The organism is Mesorhizobium sp. P170090, assembly GCF_057786115.1.
Map to the genome: position 1 here is coordinate 399,943 of NZ_JBYNWH010000001.1, position 25,185 is coordinate 425,127.

At 64.2% G+C, this 25,185-nt stretch carries 25 protein-coding genes and 1 tRNA gene; 8 read left to right on the top strand and 18 right to left on the bottom strand.

Features of this window, described 5'->3' with window-relative positions:
- Positions 1 to 21: 21 nt before the first annotated feature.
- Complete coding sequence (locus AC3EML_RS02040; RefSeq protein ID WP_023688917.1) at positions 22 to 321, bottom strand: hypothetical protein; 300 nt, start codon at positions 319 to 321, stop codon at positions 22 to 24.
- A gap of 203 nt (positions 322 to 524) precedes the next feature.
- Positions 525 to 2,021: a CoA-acylating methylmalonate-semialdehyde dehydrogenase gene (locus tag AC3EML_RS02045; RefSeq protein ID WP_023698411.1), complete on the bottom strand. Its 1,497-nt coding sequence runs from the start codon at positions 2,019 to 2,021 to the stop codon at positions 525 to 527.
- Positions 2,022 to 2,386: 365 nt separating this feature from the next.
- Between AC3EML_RS02045 and AC3EML_RS02050 the strand changes: the two genes are divergently transcribed.
- The 4 genes from AC3EML_RS02050 to AC3EML_RS02065 all read left to right on the top strand — a co-directional run bounded on the left by AC3EML_RS02050 (position 2,387) and on the right by AC3EML_RS02065 (position 5,977).
- Positions 2,387 to 3,268, top strand: coding sequence for a LysR family transcriptional regulator (locus tag AC3EML_RS02050; RefSeq protein WP_023693153.1), 882 nt, complete (start codon positions 2,387 to 2,389; stop codon positions 3,266 to 3,268).
- A 123-nt stretch (positions 3,269 to 3,391) separates the two neighbouring features.
- Positions 3,392 to 3,832: a phospholipase A2 family protein gene (locus AC3EML_RS02055; protein WP_023693154.1), complete on the top strand. Its 441-nt coding sequence runs from the start codon at positions 3,392 to 3,394 to the stop codon at positions 3,830 to 3,832.
- Complete coding sequence (locus AC3EML_RS02060) at positions 3,829 to 4,365, top strand: hypothetical protein (protein WP_352520828.1); 537 nt, start codon at positions 3,829 to 3,831, stop codon at positions 4,363 to 4,365. The genes AC3EML_RS02055 and AC3EML_RS02060 overlap by 4 nt, the downstream gene beginning before the upstream one ends.
- 58 nt (positions 4,366 to 4,423) lie before the next feature.
- Positions 4,424 to 5,977 carry a phospholipase D-like domain-containing protein gene (locus AC3EML_RS02065; protein ID WP_352520827.1) on the top strand — a complete coding sequence of 518 codons (1,554 nt, stop codon included), beginning with the start codon at positions 4,424 to 4,426 and terminating at the stop codon, positions 5,975 to 5,977.
- 102 nt (positions 5,978 to 6,079) lie between these two features.
- Here the strand turns inward: AC3EML_RS02065 and AC3EML_RS02070 are convergent, their stop codons facing one another.
- From AC3EML_RS02070 to rsfS, 8 genes are all read right to left on the bottom strand, one after another.
- Complete coding sequence (locus AC3EML_RS02070; RefSeq protein WP_023688912.1) at positions 6,080 to 7,336, bottom strand: D-amino acid dehydrogenase; 1,257 nt, start codon at positions 7,334 to 7,336, stop codon at positions 6,080 to 6,082.
- Between the two features lie 93 nt (positions 7,337 to 7,429).
- Positions 7,430 to 8,575 carry an alanine racemase gene (alr, locus tag AC3EML_RS02075; RefSeq protein WP_352520826.1) on the bottom strand — a complete coding sequence of 382 codons (1,146 nt, stop codon included), beginning with the start codon at positions 8,573 to 8,575 and terminating at the stop codon, positions 7,430 to 7,432.
- A gap of 74 nt (positions 8,576 to 8,649) precedes the next feature.
- Entirely contained in the window at positions 8,650 to 9,165 is a 516-nt protein-coding gene (locus tag AC3EML_RS02080) for an RNA pyrophosphohydrolase (RefSeq protein ID WP_352520825.1), read from the bottom strand.
- A 2-nt stretch (positions 9,166 to 9,167) separates the two neighbouring features.
- Positions 9,168 to 10,349, bottom strand: coding sequence for a divergent polysaccharide deacetylase family protein (locus AC3EML_RS02085; protein ID WP_352520824.1), 1,182 nt, complete (start codon positions 10,347 to 10,349; stop codon positions 9,168 to 9,170).
- 184 nt (positions 10,350 to 10,533) lie between these two features.
- Entirely contained in the window at positions 10,534 to 11,859 is a 1,326-nt protein-coding gene (locus AC3EML_RS02090) for a S41 family peptidase (RefSeq protein ID WP_023668701.1), read from the bottom strand.
- A gap of 1 nt (position 11,860) precedes the next feature.
- Positions 11,861 to 13,219 (bottom strand): murein hydrolase activator EnvC family protein, encoded by a 1,359-nt coding sequence (locus AC3EML_RS02095; protein ID WP_023668700.1) that lies wholly within the window; start codon positions 13,217 to 13,219, stop codon positions 11,861 to 11,863.
- Between the two features lie 122 nt (positions 13,220 to 13,341).
- Positions 13,342 to 13,824, bottom strand: a complete 483-nt coding sequence (gene rlmH, locus AC3EML_RS02100) for a 23S rRNA (pseudouridine(1915)-N(3))-methyltransferase RlmH (protein ID WP_023684125.1) — start codon at positions 13,822 to 13,824, stop codon at positions 13,342 to 13,344.
- Positions 13,825 to 13,886: 62 nt separating this feature from the next.
- Positions 13,887 to 14,264: a ribosome silencing factor gene (rsfS, locus tag AC3EML_RS02105; RefSeq protein WP_460221782.1), complete on the bottom strand. Its 378-nt coding sequence runs from the start codon at positions 14,262 to 14,264 to the stop codon at positions 13,887 to 13,889.
- A gap of 240 nt (positions 14,265 to 14,504) precedes the next feature.
- Between rsfS and AC3EML_RS02110 the strand changes: the two genes are divergently transcribed.
- On the top strand, positions 14,505 to 15,359 hold the full coding sequence (locus tag AC3EML_RS02110) for a mechanosensitive ion channel family protein (RefSeq protein WP_352520823.1): 855 nt from the start codon (positions 14,505 to 14,507) through the stop codon (positions 15,357 to 15,359).
- Between the two features lie 15 nt (positions 15,360 to 15,374).
- Here AC3EML_RS02110 and AC3EML_RS02115 read toward each other — a convergent pair whose 3' ends face one another.
- From AC3EML_RS02115 to AC3EML_RS02125, 3 genes are all read right to left on the bottom strand, one after another.
- On the bottom strand, positions 15,375 to 16,643 hold the full coding sequence (locus AC3EML_RS02115; protein ID WP_488505147.1) for an MFS transporter: 1,269 nt from the start codon (positions 16,641 to 16,643) through the stop codon (positions 15,375 to 15,377).
- 86 nt (positions 16,644 to 16,729) lie between these two features.
- Complete coding sequence (locus AC3EML_RS02120; RefSeq protein ID WP_023688904.1) at positions 16,730 to 17,362, bottom strand: nicotinate-nucleotide adenylyltransferase; 633 nt, start codon at positions 17,360 to 17,362, stop codon at positions 16,730 to 16,732.
- 203 nt (positions 17,363 to 17,565) lie between these two features.
- Positions 17,566 to 18,846 (bottom strand): glutamate-5-semialdehyde dehydrogenase, encoded by a 1,281-nt coding sequence (locus tag AC3EML_RS02125; RefSeq protein ID WP_352520820.1) that lies wholly within the window; start codon positions 18,844 to 18,846, stop codon positions 17,566 to 17,568.
- A gap of 78 nt (positions 18,847 to 18,924) precedes the next feature.
- Here AC3EML_RS02125 and AC3EML_RS02130 point away from each other — a divergent pair, with 78 nt between their 5' ends.
- Positions 18,925 to 19,410: a hypothetical protein gene (locus AC3EML_RS02130; protein ID WP_023668693.1), complete on the top strand. Its 486-nt coding sequence runs from the start codon at positions 18,925 to 18,927 to the stop codon at positions 19,408 to 19,410.
- Between the two features lie 26 nt (positions 19,411 to 19,436).
- Here the strand turns inward: AC3EML_RS02130 and proB are convergent, their stop codons facing one another.
- Both proB and obgE read right to left on the bottom strand, forming a co-directional pair.
- Positions 19,437 to 20,564 (bottom strand): glutamate 5-kinase, encoded by a 1,128-nt coding sequence (gene proB / locus AC3EML_RS02135; protein WP_352520819.1) that lies wholly within the window; start codon positions 20,562 to 20,564, stop codon positions 19,437 to 19,439.
- Positions 20,565 to 20,566: 2 nt separating this feature from the next.
- Positions 20,567 to 21,598: a GTPase ObgE gene (gene obgE / locus AC3EML_RS02140; RefSeq protein WP_023668691.1), complete on the bottom strand. Its 1,032-nt coding sequence runs from the start codon at positions 21,596 to 21,598 to the stop codon at positions 20,567 to 20,569.
- A gap of 167 nt (positions 21,599 to 21,765) precedes the next feature.
- Here obgE and AC3EML_RS02145 point away from each other — a divergent pair, with 167 nt between their 5' ends.
- Complete coding sequence (locus tag AC3EML_RS02145) at positions 21,766 to 22,629, top strand: endonuclease/exonuclease/phosphatase family protein (RefSeq protein ID WP_352520818.1); 864 nt, start codon at positions 21,766 to 21,768, stop codon at positions 22,627 to 22,629.
- A gap of 191 nt (positions 22,630 to 22,820) precedes the next feature.
- Here AC3EML_RS02145 and AC3EML_RS02150 read toward each other — a convergent pair whose 3' ends face one another.
- From AC3EML_RS02150 to AC3EML_RS02160, 3 genes are all read right to left on the bottom strand, one after another.
- Positions 22,821 to 23,408: a GNAT family N-acetyltransferase gene (locus tag AC3EML_RS02150; RefSeq protein WP_023684119.1), complete on the bottom strand. Its 588-nt coding sequence runs from the start codon at positions 23,406 to 23,408 to the stop codon at positions 22,821 to 22,823.
- 132 nt (positions 23,409 to 23,540) lie between these two features.
- Positions 23,541 to 23,810, bottom strand: a complete 270-nt coding sequence (gene rpmA, locus AC3EML_RS02155; RefSeq protein ID WP_015315190.1) for a 50S ribosomal protein L27 — start codon at positions 23,808 to 23,810, stop codon at positions 23,541 to 23,543.
- 99 nt (positions 23,811 to 23,909) lie between these two features.
- Positions 23,910 to 24,608 carry a 50S ribosomal protein L21 gene (locus AC3EML_RS02160; RefSeq protein ID WP_023668688.1) on the bottom strand — a complete coding sequence of 233 codons (699 nt, stop codon included), beginning with the start codon at positions 24,606 to 24,608 and terminating at the stop codon, positions 23,910 to 23,912.
- 369 nt (positions 24,609 to 24,977) lie between these two features.
- On the opposite strand from AC3EML_RS02160, the gene AC3EML_RS02165 reads away from it, so the two are divergent.
- A tRNA-Ser gene (locus tag AC3EML_RS02165) sits at positions 24,978 to 25,067 on the top strand.
- Positions 25,068 to 25,185 lie beyond the last annotated feature (118 nt).

A 25,185-nucleotide genomic window follows, 5' to 3' on the forward strand; every position in this document is an offset into this window, starting at 1 on the left:
CAGACTTCCGACCGGTCTTTATCAGGTGCCCGGCAAGACTGCGGCCATGGTCGCCCCGTCCCAGCCTTCGCCAGCCGTGATGATGCAGCTTTGGCCGTGTGTGTCGGTGGCCAGGATGGTCCAGGTGCCCTGGTCGGAGACGAATATCTCAAGCACCACATTCGGGTTCACCAGGCCACGAGCGGCTTGGTTTTCGTGGAACTTCTCGCCGAGCGCCTTGACCAAGTCGGTCCGCGCCGCGCATTGATCGGCTTTAGCCTGGGCGATGCCGGACATCGCGAACACCGCAAAGAACATAGCCGCCACAAGACGTCGTGTCATCTGACACCTCCTTGCGCCAGACGAGAACCCCGGCTGCTACCGGCGCTATTTTGATGGCCTGCACCACGGCAGGAATGCAATTTAAGGCAGATGACAGGCTCTTGGTTCCATCGCTTAAACGTGATGGCCAATGTCGGTTTCGTACAAAGAAAGGCCCGGGACGTTCAACCCAGGCCTTCTTGCCGATCTTCGAAATCGTCCGGTCAGTTCATCGTCGGGATGACGAACTCGGCACCGTCCTTGATGCCTGAGGGCCAGCGCGAGGTCACCGTCTTGGTCTTGGTGTAGAAGCGGAACGCGTCCGGGCCGTGCTGGTTGAGGTCGCCGAAGGACGACGCCTTCCAGCCGCCGAACGTGTAGTAAGCGATCGGAACCGGGATCGGCACGTTGATGCCGACCATGCCGACCTGGACGCGCGAAGCAAAATCACGAGCAGCATCCCCGTCACGGGTGAAGATGGCCACGCCATTGCCCATCTCATGATCGTTGGCGAGCTTGATGGCGCTCTCATAGGTCGGCGCACGCACCACCGACAGCACCGGGCCAAAAATCTCTTCCTTGTAGATGCGCATGTCAGCGGTCACATTGTCGAACAGGCAGCCGCCCATATAGTAGCCATCCTCGTAGCCCTGCATGGAGAAGCCGCGGCCATCGACGACCAGCTTGGCGCCTTCCTTGACGCCGGTGTCGACATAACCCTTGACGCGTTCCAATGCCTGCGCCGTCACCAGCGGGCCGAAATCGGCGGACGAATCCGTCGACGGGCCGACCTTGAGGCTTTCGACACGCGGGATCAGCTTTTCCATCAGCCGGTTGGCGGTGTCGTTGCCGACGGGAACGGCAACCGAGATCGCCATGCAGCGCTCGCCGGCCGAGCCGTAGCCCGCGCCGATCAGCGCGTCGACGGTCTGGTCCATGTCGGCATCGGGCATGATGATCATGTGGTTCTTGGCGCCGCCGAAGCACTGCACGCGTTTTCCCGCGGCCGTGCCGCGCGAGTAGATGTAATGCGCGATCGGCGTCGAGCCGACAAAGCCGATAGCCTTGATATCAGGATCGTCGAGGATGGCGTCGACGACATCCTTGTCGCCATTGACGACGTTGAGAACGCCAGCCGGCAGGCCAGCCTCGAGGAACAGTTCGGCGATGCGCATCGGCACGCCAGGGTCACGCTCGGAAGGCTTCAGGATAAAGGCGTTGCCGCAGGCCAGCGCCGGGGCAATCTTCCACAACGGGATCATCGCCGGGAAATTGAACGGGGTGATGCCGGCAACGACGCCAAGCGGCTGGCGCATCGAATAGACATCGATGCCGGGGCCGGCGCCGTCGGTGAACTCGCCCTTCATCATGTGAGGCGCACCGATGCAGACTTCGACCACTTCGAGGCCGCGCTGGATGTCGCCCTTGGCGTCGGCGATGGTCTTGCCGTGCTCGCGCGCCAGGAGATCGGCCAGTTCGTCATAGTCGCGAGCAACCAGTTCAAGAAACTTCATCAGCACGCGCACACGCCGCTGCGGGTTGGTCGCAGCCCATTTGATCTGTGCTTCCTTGGCGTTCAGCACAGCCGCACGCAGTTCCGCCGGCGACGCCAGCGCCACCGTGCCGCGCACCGAGCCGTCCATCGGCTGCATGACGTCCTGCTTGCGCCCGCTGGTCCCGGCGACATGCTTGCCGCCAATGAAATGACCGTATTCGATCATGGTTTCTCTCCCTGAGTTTGTGATGAAGCATTCAACGCCTTTGCAGGCGCGAAGGCAACGCGAGGGGAAACGCAACCGTTGTGCGGTAAATAGACAACGAAGGACGAGTGTGCATTAATTGCCGCAAATTACAGATTGCTGAAAGGCCCGAAGGTTGCGCTCCGTCACACCCCCCTCTGTCCTGCCGGACATCTCCCCCGCAAGGGGGGAGATCAGATGTGGCTGCCGCCTTCGCAAATCTTCAACGCAGCAAAAGAGACGCAGGCGGCGGAGCTGCCAATCTCCCTCCTTGCGGGGGAGATGGCCGGCAGGCCAGAGGGGGGTGGGCGGGAACGCCGCCTTCGCCGCTAGCCCGGACCACCCCCATGAACTGGGATGATGTCCGCATCTTCCTCGCCGTGGCCCGCGCCGGGCAGATCCTTGGCGCCGCCAAGCGGCTGGAACTCAATCACGCCACCGTCTCGCGCCGCATCGCAGCGCTTGAGGATGCGTTACGGACAAAACTGTTTCGCCGGCTTACCACCGGCAGCGAGCTGACGCCGGCCGGCCAGCGCTTTCTCGACATTGCCGAGCGCATGGAAGCCGACATGATCGCCGCGCGCTCCGCCGTGTCGGGCGAAGGCGACGATATCTCAGGCACTGTGCGCATCGGCGCCCCCGACGGGTTTGGCGTCGCATTCCTCGCCACGCGTCTTGGCGCGCTGACCGCGCTGCACCGCGAACTCACCATCCAGCTGGTGCCGGTGCCGCGTTCCTTCTCGCTGTCGCGGCGCGAGGCCGACATCGCCATCACCGTCGAGCGGCCGAGCGAAGGCAGGCTGGTGGCGGGAAAGCTGGTCGACTACACCCTCGGCCTGTTTGCCTCGCGCGCCTATGCGCAGGCGCACGGCTTACCCGAGACCGCTGCCGAACTCGGCCAGCATACGCTGATCGGCTATGTCCCAGACCTGATCGTCAGCCCGTCGCTCGACTATGCGGCGGAGTTCAGCCCGGACTGGCGCACCAGCTTCGCCATCTCCTCAGCGCTGGGCCAGGCCGAAGCGGTGCGGTCGGGCGCCGGCATCGGCATCTTGCACACCTTTGTCGCCCGCTCGATGCCGGAGCTGATCCCCGTCGACATCGTGACGCCGATCCGCCGCGCCTACTGGCTGGTCTATCATGAATCGGTCCGGCCGCTGCGCCGCGTGCAGATCGTCGCCAACTTCATCACCAAGGCGGTCGAGAGAGAGCGCGGGCTGTTTGTCTGATGGCCGCGCCGCCTTGCCTTCGCCACAAAATCGGCCAGTGTGGCAACAAGCGCGATGTCGCCTATCATTAGGGATTGGCTGCGCCGGGTGGGACACTTTTTTGCAAAGCTGGTGCGGATCAAAATGCGAGCGGTGCTCGCCATCTTGCCGCTTGTCGCGCTTTCCGCCTGCGCCAATCCATGGACCGCAGTTCCGGAAGCCGAACTGCCCAAGCCGGTCCGCATCGCAATGGCCCGCCCGTCGCCTTTCGTCTTCGGCAATTACTGCGGTCCCGGCACCCGCACCGGCGACCTCTCGGCTCGCCCTGTCAATCGCCTCGACAGCGCCTGCCAAATCCATGACGCCTGCTACATCGCGCGCCATAATCATTGCGACTGCGACGGCGCGCTCGTCGCCTCGGCAAAGGCGATCCGTGATGACAAGACAGCGCCGAAAAAGGTGCGCGGCGAGGCCGAGCTTTTGATCGCCACTTTCGCACTTCCCGTCTGCAAGGTCTTTCCGCAAGGCTTTATGCCGCCGCGCGACCCGGCTGAGCTGAAGACGATGAACGGGGCCACGGGATGAACCGCGCCATCTGCCTGGCTCTGGCCGGGCTGGGGCTGGCGGCCCTTGTCGGTTGCGCCGCCCCGATCCGGCACAGCTGCGATTTCTTCCCCGATGCGAAGGATTGCGGCCGGCCGTCGGTATCGGCCGGCACGCCCGGACCGCAGACTGCAGCAGCAGCGTTTTTCGGCGATGCCGGTGCCAGCGACTATGAAAGGCAGTTCCTGGCGCTGCTCGCCCACAACCAGATCGGCGCCATCGACAGGGCGAACGGCACCGGTCCGTTCGGCCATGACCGCCACGCCATCGCCAACCGCGATTTCCAGGCCACCTACCGGACGCTGGAACAGCTGGCGAAGCCGGTTAGCGCCGAACAGATGCCGGCAGGTAGGGGCACCGGCGAAGGCCATTTCAACGGCCGTTGGCTCGTGTCGCGGCAGACGCTCGATGTCAACGCCGCCGCGCGGCCCTCCGCGCCAAAGACGTTCAGCTTTTCCGGCCTGCAGGCGCGCTCGATCGAGATCGTGATGCCAGGCGGGAAAGCAGCCGGTTGAGATATCTGGCGCCTGCGACGGGGCGCTGGCGATTCGCGCCGGCGGTGGCTCGCGCAGCGTGGCGAGCGGTGCCGCCTTCCGCCTCCGCCTGTCGGCCGGGCAAACCGCCAGCCTGTTCCCCAGCGATGGTTTGAACCGTTGCAGCCTCAAGCTCAGCTCCAGTCTGGCGCCGGCAGGCGCCCCGCTCACCATCCTGCGCGAAGAGGTTGCCTATCCGGCGATAGCCGCGCTCGACAGCCGCTACGAGCGTTGTCCAGTGCCCGATCCATCCCGCCTGGATAAGCATGCCAGCGTCTTTTACGCCGGCCGCTGGCTGTCGCAGAGCTGTTCGCTGCCGCTCGGGTCACCGCGCCTGTTACGCAAGTCGCGCGACGGCTTTAACGCCAAGGTCGAAGCGCTGCTCGGCGCGCCTTTACCCGACAGCGCCTTCGACAAGGCCGACCCCGAACTGCCGCTCGATTTCTCGCGCGCGCCGAAACTCAAGCTGGTCTATCTGTCGTCGCTGGAGTTCAAGGCCGATTTTTCCGGCCGCGTCATCGAGCGGCTGATCCGCCATCACGCAGGCCTCGGCACCAAAGTGCGCATCATGGTCACAGACGTGCTGGAGCGCGACAAGGACGACGCGCTGCTGCACCGGCTGGCGGCCGATTATCCCAATGTCGAGTTGCAGGAATATCGCTGGCGGGCCGACCACGGCGCGCCGGTCGACGAGCAACTGTCACAGCTGCACAAGACCCATCACGTCAAGATGCTGGCGACACTTGCCGAGGATCCCGCCCGCTCGCGCGTCATCATCGGCGGCCGCAACATTCATGACGGCTTCCTGTTCCACAAGCCGATCGACCTGTCGCGCTATCCGAACCTCGAGCAATACGGCAAGACCGACGGCCTCTCGCTCAACTACTATTCGAACTGGAGCGATTTCGACATCGAGTTTGCCGACCCGGCCACGGTCGAGACGCTGGCCGCGCATCTCTCGACATTGTGGCTGCGCGACGCCGACACCAACATCGCAAGACCCTTCTCCATTCCGGTGCGCTCCGACAGCCGGCGCCCGCCGGGCACGGTGCGCCATTTCATTTCCGTGCCCTACGAGGACAACCATGCGCTCGAGACCTATTTCGTCGAGCTGATCGACACTGCCCGGCACCATATCGAGATCGTCAATCCCTACCTTAATCTGACGCCGAAGCTCAGCCTGGCCATCGAGCGGGCGCTGGCGCGCGGCGTCAGGATCGACATTGTCGGCCGCATCGACCTCAAGGGCGATATTGGCGGCAAGCTGCTGACCGCGCTCAACAAGCTGTTCGTCGAGAAATATGGCGACCGCATCAACATCCGCGAATTCAAGGCGCCCGATGTCGTGCTGCACTCCAAGATAATGATGATCGACGAAAGGCTGGTGACGATCTCGTCGGTCAATCTCAACAACCGCAGTTTCTTCCACGATCTGGAGAACGGCATGACGGTGCTCGACCCTGCCTTCTACGCCAGGATGCAGCCGGTCTATGACGACTATGTCGCCCATTCGAACCCGGTATCGACCAAGGTGACGATACCGTGGGCCTACCGATGGCTGTTCTCGAAGGGTTGGGTGAAGGAGGCGTTTTGAGGGGCTGGCGAGGCTGAAGGAATGCCGTTCTGTAGCGATCCTTTACACCCCTCTGTCCGGTAGGACAGAGGGGGTGCTGGCCGCCAGCTTTAAAAAGCACCCCTACCTCAAATACCGCTCCGGCCCCAGCTCCCGCACATCGATATCAGGCACCTTGCTGGAGATGATGTCGGACAGCACCTTGGCCGAGCCGCAGGCCATGGTCCAGCCAAGCGTGCCGTGCCCGGTGTTGAGATAGAGGTTGGAGAACTCGGTGCGGCCGACCAGCGGCGGCCCGTCCGGCGTCATCGGCCGCAGCCCGCACCAGAAGGACGCCGCCTTGAGGTCGCCGCCATCCGGGAACAGATCGCCGACCGAATGTTCGAGGGTGCGCCGGCGCGATTCGTGCAGCCTGAGATCGAAGCCGGAAATCTCCGCCGTGCCGCCGACGCGGATGCGGTCGCCGAGCCTGGTGATCGCCACCTTGTAGGTTTCGTCCATTACCGTCGACACCGGGGCGGCGGCCGCGTCCTTGATCGGAACGGTGATCGAATAGCCCTTGACCGGATAGACCGGGATCGGGCGCCTGAGCAGGCGCATGAAGCGCGCCGAATAGCTGCCCAGCGCCAGCACATAAGCGTCGGCCGCGCGCGAGCGCTGGTCGGTGCCGACGCTGACGATGCGATTGCGGTTCTTGGAGAAGCGCCGGATCTGCGTACCGTACTCGAACGTGACGCCGCGCGCCACGCAGAGCTCGGCCAGCCGATCGGTGAACATCTTGCAGTCGCCAGTTTCGTCGCCGGGCAATCTCAGCCCGCCGACAAACTTTTCCCGCACGCCGGCCAGCGCAGGTTCGGCGCCAATGCAGCCTTCGGGATCGAGCAACTCGTAGGGAACGCCATATTTCTTCAGCACCTCTACATCGCCGCCGGTGCCGTCGAGCTGCTTTTGCGTGCGAAACAGCTGCAGCGTGCCCTTGGTCCGCTCATCATAAGCGATGCCGGTCGCCTCGCGCAGCGCCTTCAGCGTGTCGCGGCTGTATTCGGCGAGCGGCACCATGCGCGCCTTGTTGATGGCATAGCGATCCGCGGTGCAATTGCGCAGCATCTTGATGAGCCATGTCCACATATACGGATCGAAGGCCGGCCGCACCACCAGCGGGCCGTGCTTCATCAACAGCCACTTGATTGCCTTCAGCGGAATGCCGGGGCCGGCCCAGGGCGAAGCATAGCCCGGCGAGATCTCGCCGGCATTGGCGAAGCTGGTTTCCAGCGCCGGCCCTTTCTGGCGGTCGAACACCGTCACCTCGTGGCCGGCCTCAGCGAGATAATAGGCAGTGGTGACCCCGATAACGCCGCCGCCCAACACGAAGATCTTCATCGCATCACTCTCCACGACGACTTCCGTCAGAGGGCCGCCGCCTCCTGTCTGCCGGATTCTGCGGCGTCCGCCAAGGGGCGGCGTGTCGCGGCTCTATTCGTTGATATAGCGGCGGTGGAAGCGGGGGCCGAGACTGGTCAGGATTTCATAACCGATCGTGCCGGCATGACCGGCGGCGTCATCGACGCTCTGCGAGGGGCCCAGGAGTTCGACAAGGTCGCCCTCGCGCAGCCGGCCGGCCGGCAGGGCCGAGATGTCGAGTATGATCGAATCCATCGACACCCGCCCGACAAAGGGCAGTCGCACGCCGTCGAGCCAGGCAGCCGAAGCCGCGCGCCGGTGCCAGCCATCGGCATAGCCGAGCGAGATCGTGGCCGCGCGCAAGGGACCGCTGGCCAGAAACGCATGTCCGTAGCCGACGCCCGCGCCCTTATCGATGCCGCGTGTCTGGATGATCTTTGCCTCGAGCCGCACCACCGGCAGCATCGGGTTCGCCTCATCAGGCGTCGGATTGATGCCGTAGAGCGCAGCGCCCGGACGCGCGAGGTCGTACTGATAGCGCGGCCCAAGAAAGATGCCGGAGGAATTGTCCAGCGACGCCGGCGCCTTGGGCAGCATTTTGCGCAGCCGTTCGAACTCCCTGAGTTGCGCGTCATTGGCCGCATTGGTCGGTTCGTCCGCACGGGCCAGATGGCTCATGACGAGAACGACATCGACGCCGGCGAAAGCATCGGCCGTAAGCGCCTCGACCTCTGCCGGCGCCATGCCCAGCCGCGACATGCCGCTGTCGACCTGGATGGCGGCCTTGAGCTTGCGGCCGGCCTTTTGGCCTGCCTCGCTCCACGCCTTCAATTGTCCGCCACTGTTGATGACGGGAACAAGGTCGGCAGCCACCGCTTCGGGTTCCGAGCCCGGCGGCAGCCCGTTCAGCACATGGATTTCCAGCTTCGGTCCGAGTGCGTCGCGCAGCGCGACACCCTCGGTGAGATGAGCGACAAAGAAGCTGTCGCAGCCTTCGGCAACCAGTGCCGCCGCCACTTGCCGCGCGCCGAGCCCGTAACCGTCGGCCTTGACGACGCCGGCGCAGCGCACGCCGCCGAGCTTCGCGTTCAGCCGTCGGTAATTCTCTCGGATAGCGCCGAGATCGATGGTGAGAATGGCGCCGGCCGCCGCTTCGCTGATCGGCTGCAAGCCGGCTTCCGGTGCAGAATGCAATGACTTCCCTGAGGCGCTGCTCATCCCCGCTCCTGACCAGAGCACGAAACAAACCCTATCAGTAAGGACAGATCATGGACGTCGCAACAGCGAGCCGCCTAAGCCAAATGCCGGAACGCCGTCACCACGTCCTCATAGACCTTGCGTTTGAACGGCACTATCAGATCGGGCAGGTCCTGCATTGGCCGCCATGCCCATTCATCGAATTCGGCGGTGTGGCCGCCCGGCGGCGGATTGATCTGGATCTCGCTGGCCTCGCCGTGAAAGCGGTAGGCGAACCATTTCTGCGTCTGGCCGCGATAACGCCCCTTGAGGGCTATGCCGACCAGATCGGGCGGCAGGTCGTAATTGATCCAGTGCGGCGCCTCGGCGAGCAGCGTGACCGAGCGCATGCCGGTCTCTTCATAGAGCTCGCGCCCGGCCGCCTGCAGCGGCTCCTCGCCCTCGTCGATGCCGCCTTGCGGCATCTGCCAGAGCTGCGTGGTCCCGGCGAATTCGCTGTCCGGCTCGGCGATGCGGTGCCCAACCCAGACCAGCCCGTCGCCATTGAGGATCATCAGCCCGACACAGGGGCGGTATGGCAGCGTCTCGGGGTCGACAGGTTTCTTCGTCATGATCAGCCTTTTTCCGGGTCGATGGCCACCGCCGAGATCGGCACGATCTCGATGCCGCGCTTTTTTGCTTCGACCGCCCAGGACGCCACGGCGTCGACGGTGAGGTCGAAGGCCGAGCCGATGCCGACGGCGGAGCCTTTGGCACGCGCGGTCGCTTCCAGCGCGTCGAGCTTTTTCAGGATGGCGCCGCGGTCCTGCACGGCGTCGATTGCCGTATCGCCGGCGACGAACGGCACACCGTCCTTCAAGGCGAGATCGGACGCCAGGCTCCGCGCGGACGAGCCGTCATCGATATAGGCAAGGCCGCGCTTGCCAAGCTCGGCCATGAACGGCCCCATCGCTGTCGCGTCGGCCGAAAAGCGCGCCCCCATATAGTTTATGACGCCGGTATAGTTGGTGGTCCGCGACAGCGCCCAGCGCAGATTCTTCAGATTGTCGTCCTGGCTTGCCGCCACCGTCAGCGTGTTGCGGCCGGGATTGACGTTGGGATAGTCGAACGGTTCGAGCGGCACCTGCATGACCACCTCATGCCCGCTCTGCCGTGCCGCCTGCATCCAGCGGCCGATGCTGTTGCCTTGCGGCGCAAAAGCCAGCGTCACTTCGGCCGGCAGCTTGGCGATCGCGGCCTGCGTGCCGGTCTGCGACACGGCAAGCCCGCCGATGACGATTGCCACTCGAGCGCCACGCGAACCCGACCACGGCCGCGCATAGACATCGAACGGCCGCCGGCCGTCAGCGGCGCGAACCGGCAACGGGCCGGTGTCGCTGGCCTCGATCAGCGCCCTGTCGGGGATATGCGCGATCTTCAGGTTCTGGCCGATCGTCGACGGGTCGTGGATGACGATGGCTGCATTGGGCGGGCCATCACCCTCCTGGGACTGCACATGGATGATCTGCGGACCGCTGGCCTTGGGCGTTTCCGCCTTCGGCGCTGCCGCCGTCGCTTGAGCAGTGGGCGCTGCGGCCGCGGGCTCGGCCGCCGCCGTCACCTTCGGCGTCGAGAGCGCGATGGCTTCCGGTTTGCGGAACGGCTTCTCGCGCAGCGCGATCGCACCGGAGATGCCGGCCGCGGCCAGCACGACCAGCGTCGCCGCGACAGCGCCAGCGCTGATCCCGCGCGACGCGGCACGCGGTCGGACGGTCTGTCCGAGCGGGCGTTCGATGTCCTTGCCGACGTCAGCCAAGCCGCATCCCCCGGGCGCGTGATCAGCGAAATCTTTTCGCCATGCGCAGATCCAAAACTGACGGCGCGTCCCCTGCGCCTTTTGAGGCGCAGCGCCCAGCGGTCCCCGAATCAAACTGCCGGAACCTCACGGTCCCGGCAGCATTGCATCGCTTCGATTGGGCAGCCAGAGCTACCAGTCGATTTTACTGGTTGAGCACTGCCTTCTCCGGATTCGGCGGGAATGCCGGATCGGTCTTCTGGCCGCGCAGCAGCTGTTCGGCATAGATCAGCTGCAGATCGTCCTTCGGATCCGGCGGCACATAGGCAGCCGAGCCCGAGCCGGTATCGCTCTCGTCGGCGCCCTTGATGTGGCCCTTGAGGTCCGATTCGCCGCGCGTCAGGTCCCTGCCCTGCAGTTCGGGCGGCAGCGGCTGGTCGACCTTGATGTCGGGCGTGATGCCCTTGCCCTGGATCGACTTGCCGGACGGCGTGTAATAGAGCGCCGTCGTCAGGCGCAGCGCGCCGTTCTCGCCAAGCGGGATGATGGTCTGCACCGAGCCCTTGCCGAACGACTGCGTGCCGACCACTGTGGCGCGGCGCAGGTCCTGAAGCGCGCCGGCGACGATCTCGGAGGCGCTGGCCGAACCGCCATTGACGAGCACGATCAGCGGCTTGGCGCCGATGTCGTCGCCTGCCTTGGCGTCGAAGCGTGTGACGTCCTTCGGGTCGCGGCCGCGGGTCGAGACGATCTCGCCACGGTCGAGGAAGGCGTCGGACACGCTCACCGCCTGGTCGAGCAGGCCGCCCGGGTTGAGGCGCAGATCGAGCACATAGCCCTTGAGCTTGTCGTTCGGCACCTGCTTCTTGATGGTGTCGATGGCATTCTCGAGGTCGTCATAGGTCTTTTCGGTGAAGGAGGTGATCTTCATGTAGCCGATGTCGTTCTCGACCCGGAACTTGACCGCCTTGACCTTGATGATATCGCGCACCACCGTCAGCTCGATCGGCTTGTCGGCGCCTTGGCGCAGGATGGTCAGCTTGATCGGCGTGTTGACCAGGCCGCGCATCTTTTCGACTGCATCGTTGAGCGTCAGGCCGCGAACCTCTTGGCCGTCGATCTTGGCGATATAGTCGCCGGCCAGCACGCCTGCCTTGGCAGCCGGGGTGTCGTCGATCGGCGTGATCACCTTGACCAGGTCGTTCTCCATGGTGACCTCGATGCCGAGGCCGCCGAACTCACCCTTGGTCTGCACGCGCATGTCCTGCGCCTGCTCGGCATTCATGTAGGAGGAGTGCGGGTCGAGCGAGGTGAGCATGCCGTTGATGGCGTTTTCGACCAGCGACTTGTCGTCCGGCGGCGTCACATACTGCGCCCGCACGCGCTCGAAGATGTCGCCGAAGATCGCCAGTTGCTTGTAGGTCTCGGAGCCTGCAGCGTTCGCCGTCGAGCCGGGGGCGCCATAGACCAGGCTCATCGCTGACGCGCCCATCAGCGCACCGGCAATAAGAAGCGACAGTTTCCGCATCATTTCACGTCCTTCCAGAGAAGCGGTCCGCCCACCATGGGGTCGGATCGACGGGTTTTCCATCCTTGCGGAACTCGACATAGAGTTCCGGCGTGGCATTTCCATTCTTCGAGGCCGAGGTGCTTGCCACCCGGGCCTCTCCCATCGCGCCGACCGGCTCTCCTGCGAGCACCGACTGGCCAGACGCGACGCTGATTCTGCTCATCCCCGCCAGGACGACATGATAGCCGTCTCCCGCATTGAGGATCAAGAGTTGACCATAGGAGCGAAAAGGCCCCGCATAAAGCACATTTCCGTCCGCCGGTGCCGTGACGATGGCTCCCGATTGTGTCGCAACCATGTCGCCAAGCATCACCGCGCCGTTACCGTCATCGGCCCCGAAACGCAGCTTGATCTTGCCGGTGACCGGCAGCGAGACTTGTCCCTGAAGTGCCGAAAACGGCGCGGCGGCGGTGAGGCGGTTGCCTTCCGGCACGGGCAGCGAAGCCAGCTCCGTCGACGCGGTTGTGCCTGCATCGGCGTTATCGGCGTCCGGCTTATCGCTGTCGGCCGCTTTCTGTTCGCCTGCCTTGACGGCATCCGCCGCCTTGCGGCTCTTGTCGGCTTCAAGCGAAGCGATCAGCTCTTTCAGGCTGCCGGCCTTGGCCGCAAGCGCCTGGGACCGCTGCTTTTCAGCGGCCATCGCCGTCCAGGTGTCCGCCTCGAGCTTCTGCTTGGCTTCGAGCAGCATGGAGAGGCGTTTCTTTTCCGCCGTCTGCTCGCCGACCGCCGCTGTCAGCCGCGTCCGCTCGGCCTCGATCGAGGCCGTCACCCGGGTCTGTTCCCTGAGGTCGGCCAGCAATTTGTCGGTCTGCTGGCGCAGTTCCGGCACCACTGCGCCGAGCAGGATGGCGCTGCGCACCGACGACAGTGCGTCTTCCGGCTTGACCAGGATCGCCGGCGGCGGATTGAGCCCCATGCGCTGCAGCGCCCCCAGCACCTCGGCCAGCACGTCGCGCCGCGCCGCCAGCGAGACACGGATCTTCTGTTCCTCGCCCTTCAGTCCTTCGAGCCTGGCGCCGATATCCTCGATGTCCTGGCCGAGCTTCTGCTCGGTCATCGCCGACTGGATAAGCGCCGCGGTGATCGAGGCATGGTCCTTCTTGACCGAAGCAATGTCGGCGGCGAGCTTGGCCAGCCGTTCGGACGACAGCGTGATCTCGGCCGACACCTTCTCATATTCGGCACGGCTCAGATCGGGGTCGGGCGCCACGTCCAGCGTATTTTCGGCCCGCGCAAGCCCGAGCGACAGCAAAACCACTGCTGCAGCGATGCCGCAGCGCGCGTGCCGGAAGCCCGTTCGTGATTTCCCGTTGTCAGCCATTGAAGCCCGACTCTATGCGTGGCTTCGTTAACGAACCATCAACCATGATCGAACCGAAGCCTAGCACAAAACAGCCGCGCATTGGGGCGGAAATCCGGACGATTGATCCTCGACCCACTGATTTACGAACGGTGGTAGGGATGTCCCGAAAGAATCGTTGCCGCCCGATAGAGCTGCTCGCCCAGCATGACGCGCACCAGTTGGTGCGGCCAGGTCGCCGCGCCGAACGAGACTATCAGCTCAGCCTGATCGCGAATCGACTGGTCGTGCCCGTCGGCGCCGCCAATGGCGATGACCAACGCCTTGCGTCCGCCATCGCGCAGCTGGCCGATACGGCTGGCGAAATCGTCTGAGGACAGGTTTTTGCCGCGTTCGTCGAGCAGGAACAGCGCCGTGCCCGGCTGCAGCTGTGCCTGCAGCTTCTGGCCTTCCTCGCGGCGGCGCTCATTGGCGTTCTGGGCTCGTCCCTCGGCGATCTCGGCGACACCAGAGAATTCGAACCCGATCGCCGGGCCGCTCTTGGCGAAACGCTCGAAATAGCGGTCGGCGAGTTCTCTCTCGGGGCCGGCCTTCATCCGGCCCACGGCATGAACTGCTATCTTCATCCCTGCCTCGGCGAGCTTTCAATCCATGTCGCACCCAGGATGGTTACGACATGAGACGGAGCTCAGTGCAAGGTCTCTTCCTCGAGGTCCGGCGCCTGCCACATCTTTTCAAGATTGTAGAATTCGCGGACTTCTGGGCGGAAGACATGGACGATGATGTCGCCTAAATCGATCAGGACCCAGTCGGCGCCGGACAGCCCCTCGACGCGCGCCGTGCCGAGACCGGCATCCTTGAGCGCCTTGAGGAGGTGGTCGGCGACAGCCGAGACATGACGGTGCGACCGGCCCGACGCGATGACCATATAGTCGCCGAGGCTCGATTTCCGCTGAATGTCGATTGAGACAATATTTTCGGCCTTGGAGTCTTCCAGACTGGCAAGGACTGTCTTGATGGCACGGGACACGGCGTCATCTACGCTGATCCTGGCCGGCGAAGGCATGATGTCAGCCTTCTTCCGCAATGCTGTTCTCAGTGTATTTCCTTTCGCAGCAAGAACAACCAAATCACCCACGAAATCAGGTGACACCCTATAGATAGGCAGAGTTCCCTTGCAGTTTCAAGACGGGAGGCCCTGCCAGCGCGAACGCAGTGCACGACTTCCGGTTCCGGAGCCTTGAGAAAAATCGGAACCCATGGCCGCGGCAGAGGTTATCGACACACCCCCAAACGGATTTTCCTGATGCCAATCGACCCCCAGAACACGCTGCTCACCGTGCAGGCTGGCCTTGCGCAACTCAGCACGCTGATCGTTTCCTATTCCTTCTCCGCCATCGGCGCCATCATCCTGCTGGTCGTCGGCTATCTCGTCGCCGGGCTCGCAGAACGATCGATCTCAGCCGGCCTCGGCCATATCCATGGTTTCGACGCGACGCTGCGCCATTTCTTCTCGAAGATCGTGCGCTACGCCATCCTGATCCTGGTCATCATCATGGTGCTCGGCCAGTTCGGCGTTCAGACGGCCTCGATCATCGCCGCCATCGGCGCCATCGGGCTGGCAATCGGCCTGGCGCTGCAAGGCACGCTGCAGAACATCGCCGCAGGCATCATGCTTCTGGCGCTCAGGCCATTCCGCATCGGCGAATATGTCGAGGTCGGCGCCATTTCCGGCACCGTCGAGGAAATCGGCCTGTTCGCCACCAAGCTCCGCACGACAGACGGCGTCTATGTGCTGGCGCCCAATTCGACGCTGTGGAACCAGCCGGTGCGCAATTATACCCGCAATGGTGTGCGCCGCGGCGATGTCACGCTGACCATCGGCTCCTGGAACGACATCGACCTGGCGCAGAAAACCATGCTGGGCGTTGCCGGCAGCGAGCGCCGCGTCAAGCGAGAGCCGGCGCCGATCGCCTTCGTAGCCACGGTAGGCGATGCCAGCGTCGCCATCACCTTGCGCTACTGGACCACGGCGGCGGATTTCTTCGCCACCCAGATCGATCTCACCAAACGCGTCAAGCAGGCCTTCGACGCGGAAGCCATTTCGGTTCCCGCACCTCCGCCGGAGGCCCGACAGGAAACTGCCGCCACCAGGCAGTAGGAGCTGTGAAACCGTTCAGCGCTGATCTTCCGGGGCGTAGGCGAGCTCCACCGGCAACGGCGCCTGCGCCGACATCGGCGCGAAACTGCCGGTCGCCGTGGCGGGAACGGCCTGCGTCGTCGCCACTCGCCACAGCACGAACAGGCAGAACACGGTGGCGATGATGATCGCCACATAGATGAAGGCCTGCGTTCCATAGACGGCCGACAGGGCCGTCACGATGCCCGGCACGATGAAGCCCGACAGCGACCACGCAAACAGCAGCGAACTCGACAGCGCCACCATGTCGTCCTTGCCGGCGCGATCGGCGGCGTGTGCGCTGGCCAGCGAATAGATCGATTCCGAAGCGCCGTCCCAGATCACATAGATCACCACCAGCACCGCCAGAGCGCCACCGTCAAAGCCGACAGCCAGAATACCGGCAACGATGGCCAGTGCCGCAGCGCCGGCCAGCACGTAACGGCGATCGGTACGGTCGGAAATCCAGCCGAGCGGTATCTGCAGGATCAGCGTGCCGACGGGCATGGCCGACAAAAGCAGCGCCACATCGGCCTGGCTGTAGCCCTTGGCCGTGGCATGGATCGGTGCGAACCCGGCGATCGCCATCGACAGGCCGCCGACGGCCAGCATGCCGGCCACTCCGACCGGCGAAATCCGCCAGGCGCGACCGAGCGCCACGGAGGCTGCGCGAGGTGGCGGCGGTTGAGCCAACCGCGTCATGCCGACCGGCAGGATCGACACCGCGGTGAAGGCAATGCCGATCAGCGGCGCCTGCGCCGTCGCGATGTCGACCGCCGCCAGCAGGGCATAGCCGACGCCAAGTCCGGCGACATAGGCGACGTAAAACACCGCCATCACCCGGCCGCGAATGGCGTTTGCGACGGCATCGTTGAGCCAGCTCTGGGCGACGATGAACAGGCCGCATATTGCAAAACCGTAAAGCGCGCGCGCCGCGATCCACAGCAGCGGGTAGGTGCCGGCGCCAATGGCAGCATTCGACAGCGCTATCAGCGCCGACAGCACCATGAAGGCGCGGGCGTGCCCGACGCGGCGCACCAGCGGCCCGGTCAGGATACAGCCGGCAAGTCCGCCGGCGGAAAGGCCGGTGATGATCAGCCCGGCCCAGGTCGGATCGAAGCGCTCGACCCCAAGCCGGACCGGGATATAGGCGAACATCAACCCGTTGCCGACCGCGATCAGCGCCATCGACACGATTACGCTGGCAATGGCGATCACGGGCGCCGGCGGGGCGCCATGATTGTGGTCGATGTCGGTCTGGTTCACTGAATTGGCCATATCCAGCGCAGCATCGCCCAGCCAATCGCGAAAGGCCGCCGTAAAAGCGACATCGGCGATCTGGTCTTACGGAGTTACCCCTTGGCTTGCTGGCGAATAGCACTCGATGACAGCGACGAGCGTGGGCCGTGGATGAAGGTCCAGGCCGGCGCCTTCATGCGGGCGAGCCGGGGCGCGTCACCCTCGTCGACGCGGGCATAGTCGAACGTCTTGGCCACGACCGAGGACAGGAAGGACAGCGTCGCGCCCGGGCGGTCGATGACGGCGATGGGGAAGGTCATGACGATCTGGCGCCAGCGCTGCCAACGGTGGAAATCGCGGAGTGAGTCGGCGCCCATGATCCAGACGAAGTCGACGCCGGGATTGCGTGCCTTGACCAGCGCCAGCGTGTCGGCGGTGAAGCGAATATGATGCGCCGCCTCGAAGGCGGTGACCTTGATCTTCGGGTTCTTGGCGACCTGCTCCGACTGGAGCAGCCGGTCGCTCAGCGGCGCCAATTCCCTGGTGCTCTTCAGCGGATTGCCAGGCGTCACTATCCACCACAATTGGTCGAGCGCGAGGCGCCGCAAGGCAATTTCCGCCACCAGCGCATGGCCGGCATGCGGCGGGTTGAACGATCCGCCGAACAGGCCGACGGCGAGGCCTTTCTCGGCATGCGGCATACGGAGGTAGTGCGAGGGGATGGCGGGCTGAAGGGACGACAGCATGGTGCTAGGCACCCCCCTCTGCCCTACAGGGCATCTCCCCCGCAAGGGGGGAGATCAGCAGCTTCGGCAAAGGCACTTTTCTTGCAACGTTAGTGATTGGCGAAAGCGGAAGAAAAAGCTGATCTCCCCCCTTGCGGGGGAGATGTCCGGCAGGACAGAGGGGGGTGTCTGGGCTCAATGCCTCAAGCCCTGACGCGAATGATTCAAGGCCTCACCTGTCCCGACCCGCGCACGCGGTATTTGAACGAGGTCAGCTGTTCGACGCCGACCGGACCGCGCGCATGCATCTTGCCGGTGGCGATGCCGATCTCGGCTCCCATGCCGAATTCGCCGCCATCTGCGAACTGCGTCGAGGCATTGTGCAAAAGGATCGCCGAGTCGATCTCGTTGAAGAACCGCTCGACCGCTTTGGTATCCTCGGCGATGATCGCCTCTGTGTGGTGTGAGGAGAACGTCTCGATATGGTCGATGGCACCGGCAATTCCGTCTACCAGCTTTACCGCGATGATGGCCTCGAGATATTCGGTCACCCAGTCGGCATCGGTCGCCGGCTTGGCGTCGAAGAACAGCTTCATCACTTCCTGATCGGCATGGATCTCGCAGCCGGCGGCGCGTAGCGCGTCGAGGATCGGCACCAGATGCGTGGAGGCCACCGCGCGGTCGACCAGCAAAGTCTCTGCAGCGCCACAGACACCGGTGCGCCGCATCTTGGCGTTGACGGCGATCCTGACCGCCATGTCGAGATCGGCCGAGCGGTCGATGTAGAGATGGCAGATGCCTTCAAGATGGGCAAAGACCGGCACCCGCGCCTCGCTCTGGACGCGCCCGACCAGGCTCTTGCCGCCCCGCGGAATGATGACGTCGAGATTGCCGGAAAGCCCTTTCAGCATCTCACCGACGGCGGCGCGGTCAGTGGTCGGCACCAACTGGATGGCATCCTCAGGCAAACCAGCGGCCTTCAGGCCCTCGACCAGGCAGGCATGGATGGCGGCGGATGAATTGAGCGAGTCCGAGCCGCCGCGCAGGATCACCGGATTGCCGGCCTTGAGGCAGAGTGCGCCGGCATCCGCCGTCACATTCGGCCGGCTTTCATAAATGACGCCGACAACGCCGAGCGGCGTGCGCACGCGCTCGATCTGCAGGCCGTTGGGGCGATCCCAGGCCGCGATCACATCGCCGACCGGGTCCCTGAGCTCGGCGATTTCACGGATGCCATCCGCCATGGCACGGGTGCGCGCCGGATCGAGCTTCAGCCGGTCCATGAACGAGCCGGACAATCCCGATTCGTGGCCATTCGAGACATCGATGGCGTTGGCGTCGAGAATGTCCTGCTCACGCGAAATGATCGCGTCGGCCATGGCGACGAGTGCGGCATTCTTGGCGTTGGTCGTGGCGATAGCCAGCGGTCGGGCGGCGGCGCGCGCATTGCGGCCTATCCGTGCCATCAAACTGGCTACATCTTCGCCTTGGTGTTTGTTCAACATCTGACCGCTCCGGTGAAGCCTGGTGGATTTACACGCGGCCGGCCTTCGCGGCAATGGCCGCAAATTCGGGAGAGCAGAATGAAGAGCGCCGCAGTCTTGTTTGCTTTGGCCACGATGCTGGCGCCCACCGGCCTTCGCGCAGCCGATTACTGCGATGACAAGATCGAACTCGGCGAGAGCCCCGATGGCCTGGCCATGACCATGGTAGGTTCGATGATGTCCCTCGTACTCGCTGAGCGCTATTGCGGCGCGCTACCGACGCCGTTTTCCCAAATCTACGTCGTAGTTGAGGAGGGACATGGATGTGGGCCGCGTGTGAGGCTTGAAGCAGAATTCAAGAAAAAGATGGAGGAGGAAAAAGCGACAGACGCAATGATGGCCGACTCAGTCATGCACGACCTCATCGCAGACGGGACGGACCTCCCCCAAGCCGAAATGGATAAACGTGCCAAGGCTATCATTGAAGGACAGTTGGGAGGTTGCAGCAAGCTTCTGAAAATTCAACGGGACGTTCAGGAGAGGTACCGCAACCCGCCCAAATGGCCGCGTGAACCTGACAAGTAGCGCGCCGTCAATCGCAGGGCCGCGCCTCACTCGGCCGCGCCGCTCACTACCAGATCGTCGCGGTGAATCATCGCCGAGCGCGCCTCGTAGCCGAGCACGGTTTCGATCTCGGCGGTCTTCAGGCCTGCGATCCTTACGGCATCGGCGGCATCATAGGCAACCAGCCCGCGCGCGATCTCGCGCCCTTCGGGCGACAGGATCGCCACCGTGTCGCCGCGCGAGAAATTGCCGCTGACCAGCCTGACGCCCGCCGGCAGCAGCGATTTGCCGGACAGCAGCGCACCGATGGCGCCGGCGTCGACGGTGAGCCGCCCGGCCGGTTCGAGCTGGCCGGCGATCCAGGTCTTGTAGCCTTTCACCGGATTGGCGCTCGGCCTGAAGAAGGTGGCGCGCTCGCCACGCTCGATCGCCATCAGTGGCGACAGCCTGGTGCCCGAGGTGATGATCATGGCGGTGCCGGCGGCGGTGGCGATCTTGCCGGCATCGAGCTTGGTGCGCATGCCGCCGCGCGACAGTTCGGATGCGGCCGCCCCGGCCATAGCCTCGATATCGGGCGTGATGCGGTCGACCACCGAAATGAATTTTGCATCGGGATCGCGCGCCGGCGGCGCCGTATAGAGCCCGTCAATGTCGGAGAGCAGCACAAGCAGGTCGGCGCCCATCATCGTCGCCACCCGGGCCGCCAGCCGGTCATTGTCGCCATAGCGGATTTCGGAGGTCGCTACCGTGTCGTTCTCATTGATGACCGGCACCGCCTTCATCTTGAGCAGCGTCGAGATCGTCGCGCGGGCATTCAGATAGCGTCGGCGCTCCTCGGTGTCGCCGAGCGTCAGCAGGATCTGGCCCGATTTCAGCGCACCCTTGCCCAGCGCATCCGACCATGCGCCGGCGAGCGCAATTTGCCCGACGGCGGCCGCCGCCTGGCTCTCCTCGAGCTTCAGCGCCCGTTTTCCGAGACCGAGAATGGTGCGGCCGAGCGCAATGGCGCCGGACGACACGACCAGGATCTCGGCGCCGCCATTGGCCAGCACCGCAATATCCTCGGCAAGCGAAGCCAGCCAGTCGCGCTTCAGGCCGCTGGTGCGGTCGACCAGCAAGGCCGAACCGATCTTGACCGTGATGCGCCGGTATTTTGTCAGCGACCGCGCCGTCATCGTTATCGGTCCCAGCGGGTCTCGACGGGAGCGGCAGCCCTGTCGCGCGCTTCGCCGACAACTGCCATCAGCGCGCGCAGCACCGCTTCGACGCCCTCGCCGGTGGCCGCCGACAGCAGCATCGGCGCGCGGCCGGCAGCGCGTTTGAGGGACGCAACCTTCTTCTTGCGCTCATCGGCGTCAAGGATATCCACCTGGCTGAGCGCGACGATCTCGACCTTCTCGATCAGCCCATTGCCATAGGCGTCGAGCTCGGCGCGCACGGTCTTGTAGGCCTTGCCCGGGTTTTCCTCCTGCGCCGAGACCAGGTGCAGAAGTACACGCGTGCGCTCGACATGGCCGAGGAAGCGGTCGCCGATGCCGACACCCTCATGCGCGCCCTCGATGAGGCCCGGAATGTCGGCGATGACGAATTCGCGCGCATCGATGCGGGCAACGCCGAGGCCGGGATGCAGCGTGGTGAAGGGGTAGTCTGCGATCTTCGGCTTGGCCGCGGTGACGGTTGCCAAAAAAGTCGACTTGCCTGCATTGGGCAGCCCGACCAGGCCGGCGTCGGCAATCAGCTTCAGCCGCAGCCAGACATTCATCTCTTCGCCGGGCTGGCCGGGATTGGCGCGGCGAGGCGCCTGGTTGGTCGAGGTCTTGAAATGCTGGTTGCCGAAACCGCCATTGCCGCCCTTGGCCAGCAGGAAGCGCTGGCCGACCACGGTCAGGTCGCAGATCAGCGTCTCATTGTCCTCGGCAAACACCTGGGTTCCGGCCGGCACCTTGAGCGTCACATCGGCGCCCTTGGCGCCGGTCATGTTGCGGCCCATGCCGTGGACACCAGTCTTGGCCTTGAAATGCTGCTGATAGCGATAGTCGATCAGCGTGTTGAGACCGTTGACCGCTTCCAGCCAGACATCGCCGCCGCGGCCGCCGTCGCCGCCATCCGGGCCGCCGAACTCGATGAATTTTTCGCGCCGGAACGACACAGAGCCGGCGCCACCGTCGCCGGAGCGGATATAAACCTTGGCTTGATCGAGAAATTTCATTGGACTACGCAGTTTCTGTTGGCCTTGCGGCTTTGCTCTAGATCTTGCGCCTTGCTCTAAACCAAGGCGCGGCCAAGGGCGAGGCCGTTTTGCGACTAAAGCGCCGGATGCCCTTTTGTCGGGGACGCGGTAGCAGTGTTCGCGGACGGAGCTTGAGGGGCGCGGGAATGAAGGTTGTGAGCTACAACATCCAGTACGGTATCGGTCTGGATGGCCGCTACGATCTCGGCCGCATCACCGAGGCGGTTCGCGGCGCCGACGTGATCGCGCTGCAGGAAGTGACCCGCAACAATCCGAGGAACGGCAACCGCGACATGGTCGCCGAGATCGGTGAGGCGCTGCCCGAATATTTTGCCGCCTACGGCAGCAATTTCGAGGTCAATGTCGGCTCGCGCCTGGAGGCCGGCCGCGCCATCACCACCACTTTCCAGCTCGGCAACATGGTGCTGTCGAAGACACCGATCCATCTGTCGCGCAATCTGCTTTTGCCGCGCAGCCGCAGCCTTGAGGCGATGAACTTCCAGCGCGGCGCACTCGAGGCGCTGGTCGAGACCCCGCTCGGCTTCATCCGCTTCTATTCCACGCATCTCGACCATCGCAGTCCGGTTGAGCGCGCCAGCCAGATCCGTTTCCTGCGCCAGCGCCTGTTGAACTATGCCTTCGAGGGCGGCGGTCTCTCCGGCATTCCCGAGATCGGCCTGCCGGACCTGCCCTATCCCGAAGCCTTCATCGTCATGGGCGACTTCAACATGCTGCCCGGCTCGCCCGAATATGTCGAACTCGTCGGCCGCCCGGACCATGAATTCGGCATGCCCTTGACCGCCGATCTCGCCGTCGACGTCGCCCAGCGCCTGAACACACCAGACGTCGTCACCTGGGTCGATCCCACGCGACCCGAAGACACAAGCCGCCACAAGCGCATCGACTACATCTTTACCTCGGCCTCGCTCGCCGGATCGCTGAAGCGCGTGTGGGTCGACCCGCAAGCGGTCGGTTCGGACCATCTCCCGATTTGGGTCGAGATGGGCTGAGTTGAGCCCGATCCACAACCAACGTTTCCAAACCTGTCGTTTGGAGGCACGCGCCTAGGTGTTGAGATTCAGGTCAGGCCGAGCCGAAAACACTGGTTTTCGAGAACCGGAGCGGAGTGTACTTAAGTACGTGCACCGGAAGCGCATAAAACCCGCGTTTGCAGGCCGGCCTCACCTGAATATCAAAACACCTAGAAATGCACCCAGTTTCGAAGACTGATCCAGGTCTTTCTGTCCAGCCGGTACCGCTCGACCGGCACCTGGCCGGCGACGATCGAGTTCAGCATGCCCTGGCCGGCATACTGGAAGCCGCATTTGTGGATGACCCGGCGCGAGGCCGGATTGATCACCCGCGTCGAAGCCTGCAGCACGTGGATCGACGTCCGTTGGAAGGCAAGGTCGACCAACGCGTGCGCGGCCTCCGTCGCATAGCCGCGCTTCCAATAGGGCTCGCCGATCCAGTAGCCGAGTTCCAGCCCGCGATCGGTCATGTTGAGGCCGGCGCAGCCGACGAAAATGTCGGTGCCGGCGAGCGTCAGGGCGTAGGCGATGCCGGCCCGGCGCGACCGGGTCATAGCCAGGAAGGCGCGTGCCTCGGCCTCGCCATAGGGGTGCGGCATGCGGGCCAGCATCTCGGCGACGTGACGGTTGTCGGCAAGCTCGACCAGTTGCGCGATGTCGGCTTCACACGGGGCGCGCATCACCAGCCGCTCCGTGGCCAGCACCGGGCAATCTATCGCGTAACTTTCGTCTTCGGTGTCTTCCGCTTCGGCAACCATTCGACGTCCTCCAGGCAAGAAAAAAGGGGAGATGGAAAACCCATCTCCCCTGATCCTTTTCCTGGCTCCATTCACTGGTTTGGCCAGACACCGGTTCCCGAGATGGGCGCCGGTTTTATAGTGCGGAACCGGCTACTCCGCGGCTTTGGTAATCGGGTTGACCGATACGTAGGTTCGGCCGTTGGCTTTTTTGTTGAAGGTGACTGCGCCGGTCTCGAGCGCAAAAAGGGTGTGGTCCGTGCCCATGCCGACATTGACGCCGGGATGCCAGGTGGTGCCGCGTTGACGGATGATGATGTTGCCCGGGATGACGGCTTCGCCGCCGAACTTCTTCACGCCCAGACGCTTGGAATGCGAGTCGCGACCGTTGCGCGACGAGCCGCCAGCTTTCTTGTGTGCCATCTAACTAACTCCGATGCGCCCTGGGGCGCTTGAATGGTCTTATGAACGCGTTCGCGTTCCGTTTCAAGTCCGATCCGGCGACCTTGTCGCCGGTTCGTTTTACTTCTTCGCCAGTTCCTTGGCCTGCTCGCGCCAGTCGTTGATCTGGTCGGTGCTGAAGGGCATGTGCGCGTCGATCTTGGCCACGTCCTTGTCCGACAGCTTGGCAAGCTGGGCGAAGGTGGTGATGCCCTGCTCGTGCAGCTGGCCGGCGGCAACCGGGCCGATGCCCTTGATCACGGCCAAATCGTCCGGCTCGCCCTTCGGCGCCTTGAACAGCGGCGCGGCGACGGCGGTCTCCGTCTTGGCTTCATCCTTCGGAGCAGCCTCGGCTTTGGCTTCCTTCTTCGCCTTGGCTTCCTTCGGCGCGGCCTCGGCCTTCGCCTCGGGCGCTACGTCAGCCTTGACTTCCACCTTGGCTGAGGCCTTCTTGGAAGGCTTGGCGCCACCCAGCAGGATCTCGGCGATCCGCACGGTGGTCAGAAGCTGGCGGTGGCCGATCTTGCGGCGCGAATTCTGCCGGCGGCGCTTCTTGAAAGCGATGACGGTGCGGTTCTTGCCCTGCTCGACGACTTCCGCCGTGACCAGAGCGCCATCGACGAACGGGGCGCCGAAGGTGACATTTTCGCCTTCGCCATGGGCGAGGACGCTGCCGATTTCGACGATATCGCCGACATTGGCTTCGAGCTTCTCGATCTTCAGGAGATCGTTGGCGGCAACGCGATACTGCTTACCGCCCGTTTTAATGACTGCGAACATTTTTTGCCTTTCGCTGTTCGGTCGGCCTCGATGAGCCGCGTCACGCGGTTCGGCCGTCTTTTTGTCAGTCTGCGGGTTCGAAAAACAAGCGGCGTGGAAGAACCCTCCACGCCGATTGCGCGCTTCCCCTAACCGAAGGTTCGGTACGAGTCAAGGCAAACGGGCGGAATCCTTGGCCACGCCGCCTCCTTGCCGCCCCCGATCTCTCCAGTCGAGGACCGGTTGGCCCCATCTGCCGACGTGGCCGCAACGCAGCCCTCCAGACAGAGCCCGCACAGGAAGCTGAATTCCCCCGCGGATTTGGCCTTGTAACCTGCCCGCCCAGCCGTTATCTAGTGCGCCGCGCCGGCAACGGCCGACCATGACCGCGGAGAGGTGGCAGAGTGGTCGAATGCACCGCACTCGAAATGCGGCATGGGTGCAAGCCCATCGGGGGTTCGAATCCCTCCCTCTCCGCCACCCTACGCCCTGCGGGCTTCGGGTGGCAGGCCACCCGGCACCGCATCTGGGCGTAGGAGTGTCGCCCGAAGCTACGAAGTAGCGTAGGGGGGACCGGAACGAAGCAGGATGCCCTCCG

Coding starts and splice junctions, on each gene's coding strand:
- AC3EML_RS02080 (WP_352520825.1), bottom strand. CDS start 9,165: ATGACGAAGAAACCTGTCGACCCCGAGACGCTGCCATACCGCCCCTGT.
- AC3EML_RS02090 (WP_023668701.1), bottom strand. CDS start 11,859: ATGATGCGGAAACTGTCGCTTCTTATTGCCGGTGCGCTGATGGGCGCG.
- AC3EML_RS02095 (WP_023668700.1), bottom strand. CDS start 13,219: ATGGCTGACAACGGGAAATCACGAACGGGCTTCCGGCACGCGCGCTGC.
- AC3EML_RS02050 (WP_023693153.1), top strand. CDS start 2,387: ATGAACTGGGATGATGTCCGCATCTTCCTCGCCGTGGCCCGCGCCGGG.
- AC3EML_RS02040 (WP_023688917.1), bottom strand. CDS start 321: ATGACACGACGTCTTGTGGCGGCTATGTTCTTTGCGGTGTTCGCGATG.
- AC3EML_RS02045 (WP_023698411.1), bottom strand. CDS start 2,021: ATGATCGAATACGGTCATTTCATTGGCGGCAAGCATGTCGCCGGGACC.
- AC3EML_RS02110 (WP_352520823.1), top strand. CDS start 14,505: ATGCCAATCGACCCCCAGAACACGCTGCTCACCGTGCAGGCTGGCCTT.
- AC3EML_RS02070 (WP_023688912.1), bottom strand. CDS start 7,336: ATGAAGATCTTCGTGTTGGGCGGCGGCGTTATCGGGGTCACCACTGCC.
- AC3EML_RS02130 (WP_023668693.1), top strand. CDS start 18,925: ATGAAGAGCGCCGCAGTCTTGTTTGCTTTGGCCACGATGCTGGCGCCC.
- obgE (WP_023668691.1), bottom strand. CDS start 21,598: ATGAAATTTCTCGATCAAGCCAAGGTTTATATCCGCTCCGGCGACGGT.
- AC3EML_RS02120 (WP_023688904.1), bottom strand. CDS start 17,362: ATGCTGTCGTCCCTTCAGCCCGCCATCCCCTCGCACTACCTCCGTATG.
- AC3EML_RS02150 (WP_023684119.1), bottom strand. CDS start 23,408: ATGGTTGCCGAAGCGGAAGACACCGAAGACGAAAGTTACGCGATAGAT.
- AC3EML_RS02060 (WP_352520828.1), top strand. CDS start 3,829: ATGAACCGCGCCATCTGCCTGGCTCTGGCCGGGCTGGGGCTGGCGGCC.
- rsfS (WP_460221782.1), bottom strand. CDS start 14,264: ATGCCTTCGCCGGCCAGGATCAGCGTAGATGACGCCGTGTCCCGTGCC.
- proB (WP_352520819.1), bottom strand. CDS start 20,564: ATGACGGCGCGGTCGCTGACAAAATACCGGCGCATCACGGTCAAGATC.
- AC3EML_RS02160 (WP_023668688.1), bottom strand. CDS start 24,608: ATGTTCGCAGTCATTAAAACGGGCGGTAAGCAGTATCGCGTTGCCGCC.
- AC3EML_RS02125 (WP_352520820.1), bottom strand. CDS start 18,846: ATGTTGAACAAACACCAAGGCGAAGATGTAGCCAGTTTGATGGCACGG.
- AC3EML_RS02145 (WP_352520818.1), top strand. CDS start 21,766: ATGAAGGTTGTGAGCTACAACATCCAGTACGGTATCGGTCTGGATGGC.
- rpmA (WP_015315190.1), bottom strand. CDS start 23,810: ATGGCACACAAGAAAGCTGGCGGCTCGTCGCGCAACGGTCGCGACTCG.
- alr (WP_352520826.1), bottom strand. CDS start 8,575: ATGAGCAGCGCCTCAGGGAAGTCATTGCATTCTGCACCGGAAGCCGGC.
- AC3EML_RS02055 (WP_023693154.1), top strand. CDS start 3,392: ATGCGAGCGGTGCTCGCCATCTTGCCGCTTGTCGCGCTTTCCGCCTGC.
- rlmH (WP_023684125.1), bottom strand. CDS start 13,824: ATGAAGATAGCAGTTCATGCCGTGGGCCGGATGAAGGCCGGCCCCGAG.